This window comes from Streptomyces sp. WELS2, assembly GCF_013870595.1.
GTDB lineage: Bacteria > Actinomycetota > Actinomycetes > Streptomycetales > Streptomycetaceae > Streptomyces.
On sequence record NZ_JACBWZ010000447.1, the window covers coordinates 1 to 5,175 of the forward strand.

5 protein-coding genes are annotated in these 5,175 nt (G+C 72.2%); 2 read left to right on the top strand and 3 right to left on the bottom strand.

The features are described 5' to 3' along the window. Positions 1 to 1,526 (top strand): alkaline phosphatase (locus tag H5J33_RS22815; protein WP_181796772.1); only part of this gene is annotated, 1,526 nt, incomplete at its 5' end. A 4-nt stretch (positions 1,527 to 1,530) separates the two neighbouring features. Here H5J33_RS22815 and H5J33_RS22820 read toward each other — a convergent pair. Beyond that, positions 1,531 to 2,103: a dienelactone hydrolase family protein gene (locus H5J33_RS22820; protein WP_181796773.1), complete on the bottom strand. Its 573-nt coding sequence runs from the start codon at positions 2,101 to 2,103 to the stop codon at positions 1,531 to 1,533. A 107-nt stretch (positions 2,104 to 2,210) separates the two neighbouring features. Here H5J33_RS22820 and H5J33_RS22825 point away from each other — a divergent pair, with 107 nt between their 5' ends. After that, on the top strand, positions 2,211 to 3,317 hold the full coding sequence (locus H5J33_RS22825; protein ID WP_181796774.1) for a mechanosensitive ion channel family protein: 1,107 nt from the start codon (positions 2,211 to 2,213) through the stop codon (positions 3,315 to 3,317). A 7-nt stretch (positions 3,318 to 3,324) separates the two neighbouring features. Here H5J33_RS22825 and H5J33_RS22830 read toward each other — a convergent pair whose 3' ends face one another. Next, the gene (locus H5J33_RS22830; RefSeq protein ID WP_181796775.1) at positions 3,325 to 4,911 is read right to left on the bottom strand and encodes a Na+/H+ antiporter; all 1,587 of its coding nucleotides are present in this window, start codon (positions 4,909 to 4,911) and stop codon (positions 3,325 to 3,327) included. Positions 4,912 to 5,039: 128 nt separating this feature from the next. Then, positions 5,040 to 5,175, bottom strand: a 136-nt coding sequence (locus H5J33_RS22835) for a GNAT family N-acetyltransferase (RefSeq protein WP_181796776.1), incomplete at its 5' end; no start/stop codon positions are given.

A 5,175-nucleotide genomic window follows, 5' to 3' on the forward strand; every position in this document is an offset into this window, starting at 1 on the left:
GCGCCCCCGCCTTCCTGCACGGCGTCGCCTCCGGCGACCCGCTGCCCGACGGCGTGCTGCTGTGGACCCGGGTGACCCCCGTCCCCGAGGCGATACCCGGCTCCGGGCTCGGCCCGGACACCGAGGTCGGCTGGGTCGTGGCCCGCGACAAGGCGCTGACGGACGTCGTCGCCCGGGGCTCCGTCACCGCCACGGCCGCCTCCGACCACACCGTCAAGGCCGATGTCCGGGGCCTGGCCCCCGCCACGGACTACTGGTTCCGCTTCTCCGCCGGCGGCACCGACTCCCCGGTGGCGCGCACCCGCACCGCGCCGGCGGCGGACGCGGACGTCTCCTCCCTGCGCTTCGGCGTGGTCTCCTGCGCCAACTGGGAGGCCGGGTACTTCGCCGCCTACCGCCATCTGGCGGCCCGGGGCGACCTGGACGCCTGGCTGCACCTCGGCGACTACATCTACGAGTACAAGTCCGGGGAGTACGCCGCCCGGGGCAGGGTCGTCCGCCCGCACGCGCCGGCGAACGAGATCCTCACCCTGGCCGACTACCGGACACGGCACGCGAAGTACAAGACCGACCCCGACCTCCAGGCCCTGCACCTGACGGCGCCGGTCGTCGCGATCTGGGACGACCACGAGTTCGCCGACAACGCCTGGCAGGGCGGCGCGGTCAACCACACCGAGGGCGCCGAGGGCACCTGGGCGGCCCGTCAGGCCGCCGCCAAGCAGGCCTACTTCGAGTGGATGCCGGTCCGCCCGGCCCTCGCCGGCACCACCTACCGGCGGCTGCGCTTCGGCAGGCTCGCCGATCTGTCCCTGCTGGACCTGCGCTCCTTCCGCTCGCAGCAGGCGTCCACGGCGAGCGGCTCGGTCGACGACCCGGACCGCACGCTCACCGGCCGCGCCCAGCTCGACTGGCTCAAGGCCGGTCTGCGGGCCTCCGACACGAAGTGGCGGCTGGTCGGCAACTCGGTGATGATCTCGCCGTTCGCCATCGGCTCGCTCTCCGCCGACCTGCTGAAGCCGCTCGCCAAGCTGCTCGGCCTGCCGCAGGAGGGCATCGCCCTCAACACCGACCAGTGGGACGGCTACACCGACGACCGCCGGGAACTCCTGGCCCACCTGCGGTCCAACGCCATCAAGAACACCGTCTTCCTGACCGGTGACATCCACATGGCGTGGGCCAACGACGTGCCGGTGGACGCGGGCACCTACCCGCTGACGCCGTCGGCGGCCACCGAGTTCGTGGTGACCTCGGTGACCTCCGACAACCTGGACGACATCGCCAAGGTGCCCGAGGGCACGGTCTCCGCGGTCGCCGCCCCGGTCATCAAGGCCGCCAACCGGCACGTCCACTGGGTCGACACGGACCGGCACGGCTACGGCGTGCTGGACATCACCGCCGAGCGGGCGCAGATGGACTACTACGTCCTGTCCGACCGCACCGACCCGGACGCCCGCGCCGCCTGGACGCGCTCGTACCGCACCCTGAGCGGCACCCAGAAGGTCGAGCGGACCTACGACCCGGTGTGATCCCTCACCCGAGCGTCTCGAGGAAGCCGAGCGCCACCCGCCAGGTGGCCTCGGCGGCCTCCGCGTCGTAGTCCGGCAGCCCGGGGTCGGTGTAGAGGTGGCCGGCCCCGGCGTACCGGTAGACCTCCACGTCGGCGCCGGTGCGGCCCATCTGCAGATACCAGGCGCTCAGCCAGTCGTCCGGCTCGAACGGGTCGGGTTCGGCCACGTGCAGCTGCACCGGCAGTCCGTCCACGTGCGCGTTCGGCGCGATGTCGGAGGTGCCGTGCAGGAGCAGCAGCCCGCGCGCCTTCTCGTCGCCGAGGGCGAGGGTCTGGGCGACGGAGGCGCCGAGCGAGAACCCGGCGTACACCAGTCCGCGTTCGGAGTACGGCGCCGCCGCCAGCACGGCCCGCTTCAGCAGCTCCTCCTTGCCGATCCCCTCGTTGAACTCCATGCCCGCCTCGACGGTGTCGAACGTGTAGCCCTCGAAGAGGTCCGGCGTCCACACCTCGTGGCCCGCCGCGCGCAGCCGGTCCGCGGCCTCGCGCACCGCGGGCCTGAGCCCGTAGGTCGAGTGAAAGAGCATGATGTTCATGAGGCCATGGTGCCAGCCGGGCACGCCGGGGGCGTATCGCGGCCCCTACCCATCCGCGTCCCGAAGACACATGTTCATGACCGGCCAGGCCGGTTACGTTCGGAGGCATGGAGACCGTACTCCGCCCCGTGATCGTGGCCGGCGGCGCCGTGGCTCTGACCCTGCTGGTCGGCTGGGCCACGGACGTGCTGCTGCGCAAGGCCGACGGAAGCCGTGGCGACACCCCGCTGTGGGACCTGCTGCGGCGCGGCCGTGTGCCCTATCAACTCGTGCTGTGCTCCGCCCTGCTCAGAGGCTCCTACGACCAGGCCCGGCTGTTCCCCGAGCACCGCACCGGCGTCGGCCGCACGCTGACCCTGGTGCTGATCGGTGCGGCGGCCTGGCTGGTGATCCGGATCGCGGCGGCCATAGTCGAGACGACGTACACCCGTTACGCGCGCGCCCACCACGACCCGGCCCGGGTCCGCCGGGTGCGCACCCAGGTGACGCTGATCATGCGGGTGGTGTCGGCGATCGTCGGGGTGGTCGCCGTGGCGGCGATGCTGCTGACGTTCCCGGCGATGCGCGCGGCCGGCGCCTCGCTGCTGGCCTCGGCCGGTGTCCTCGGCATCGTGGCCGGCGTCGCCGCGCAGTCCACGCTGTCCAACATGTTCGCCGGGTTGCAGATCGCCTTCGGCGACATGGTCCGGATCGGCGACACGGTCGTGGTGGACGGCGAGTGGGGCACGGTCGAGGAGATCACCCTGACCTTTCTGACGGTCCGCACCTGGGACGAGCGCCGGATCACCATGCCGGTGTCGTACTTCACCTCCAAGCCGTTCGAGAACTGGTCCCGGGGCACCCCGCAGATGACCGGGATCGTCTACTGGCATCTCGACCACAGCGCGCCGGTGGAGGCGATGCGCGAGAAGCTGCGGGACATCCTGCGCGCGTGCCCGGCCTGGGACGGCCGCGCCTACAACCTCCAGGTGACGGACAGCACACCCAACACCATCCAGGTGCGGGCCCTGGTGACGGCGAAGGACGCGGACGACATCTGGACGATCCGGGTCACGGTCCGCGAGCAGATGATCACCTGGCTGGCCGCGGAACACCCCTACGCGCTGCCCCGGGTGAACACCACCGGCGCGGCCCTCCCCCCGCACCAGGCGCCCTCCCCCGACGGCACGTCCTTCCGCAAGGCCTACGAGTTCCCGCGCCCCGGCCGCGGCTGAGCGGACGTCACCGCAGGCTCCGTACGTCGAGATGGCGCAGCACCCGGTCCACGATCTCCGGGTCCGCGCCGGGCTCGCTCCGCGCGGCCAGCACCTCGTGCCGCGCGGCGCTGAGCATCTCGTTCTGGATGCGCCGCACCCGCTTGATCCGCTTGACCCGCTGCACCTGGGCCTCGCGCCGCTCCTCCTCCCCCATGTCCGGGCTGATCCGGATGCCGATCTCGAAGGCGCGCCGCAGCATCTGCTCGGACAGTTCCTCGGGCAGCTCCTCCACCTGCTCGATCTCCCGCAGTCGGCGCTTGGCCGCCTTCGCGGCCCGCACGGCCAGTTCCTTCTCGAACTCCTTCTCCCGCGCCGCGTCGGCCCGCACCCCGAGCCGCCGCACCAGCCAGGGCAGCGTCAGTCCCTGCACCACCAGCGTGGCGACGATCACTCCGAAGGCGATGAAGACGATCTCGTCCCGGTCGGGGAAGGGGGAGCCGTCGTCGGTCCGAAGCGGCACGGCCAGCGCCAGCGCCACCGAGGCCACCCCGCGCATCCCGGCCCACCACATCACGACGGTCTCCCGCCAGCTCACCGGGATCTCCTCGTCGTAGTCCCGGCGGGCGTGCAGCCGTTTGGTCAGCCAGGTCGCCGGCAGCAGCCACAGCAGCCGTACGACGACCACCACGCCCACGACGGCCGCCGCCCAGCCGAGCATCTCGCCCCACCGGCCCTGGGCCGTGTGGATGGCGTTGTGCAGCTCCAGTCCGATGAGCCCGAAGGCGACTCCGGTGACGAGGGTGTCGATGATGTCCCAGAAGGTGTGCCCGGCGAGCCGGGTCAGCACGTCGTCGGCGCCGGTGGCGTACTCGGCGAGGAAGAGGGCGGTGGTGAGCACGGCGAGCACCCCGGAGCCGTGCAGCCGCTCCGCGAGCACGTAGGAGGCGTAGGGCACCAGCAGGGTCATGCCGATCTGGAGCGTCGGGTCGCCCAGCAGGTCCATCAGCTTGTTGGCGCCCCAGCCCAGCGCCAGTCCCACGGCGACCGCGACGACGGCGGACAGCACCAGGTCCAGCCCGGCCCGCCAGGCCGAGAAGGTGCCGCTGACGACGGCGGCGATCGCCACGTGGTACAGGACGATGGCCGTGACGTCGTTGAACAGCCCCTCGCCCTCCAGGATCGACACCAGCCGGCGCGGCAGTCCCAGCTGTCCGGCGACGCTGGTCGCGGCGACCGGGTCGGGCGGGGCGATCAGGGCGCCGAGCGCGACGGCGGCGGCGAACGGCAGTCCGGGCACGATCTGGTGGGCGACGAACGCCACGCAGAACATCGTCACGAACACCAGGGCGACGGCCAGCAGGAAGATCGGCCGGACGTTGGCCGCGAACTGCCGCCAGGAGGTGCGGCGCACGGCGGCGTAGAGCAGCGGCGGCAGCAGACCCGGCAGGATCAGCTCGGGCGGGATGTCCACGTTGGGTACGAAATCCGCCACAGCCAGGACCCCGCCGAACAGGGTCATCAGCACCGGCGACGGCATCCCCAGCCGGTCTCCGACCGGGACGCTCACCAGGGCCCCGAGCAGCAGTACGAACAACAGAGCCAGCTGGTCCACGGACGGCGCTCCGGGGGTCGACGATCACACGGCCGCATCCCAGTCTGCCATCGCGACCTGCGGATTCCGGACGACGTCCCGGCCGGGCGAGGTCCCGTCACCACCCGCCGGTGCGGGGCAGCCGGCTTCTACAGGGCCCGGCGCATCGCCCGGTGCGGTATGCCGGCGTCCTGGAACCGGGGGCCGTACGCCGTGTAGCCCAGGCGTTCGTAGAAGCCGAGGGCCTGGGTCTGGGCGTGCAGGTCCACCGCCGTGAGGCCGCGC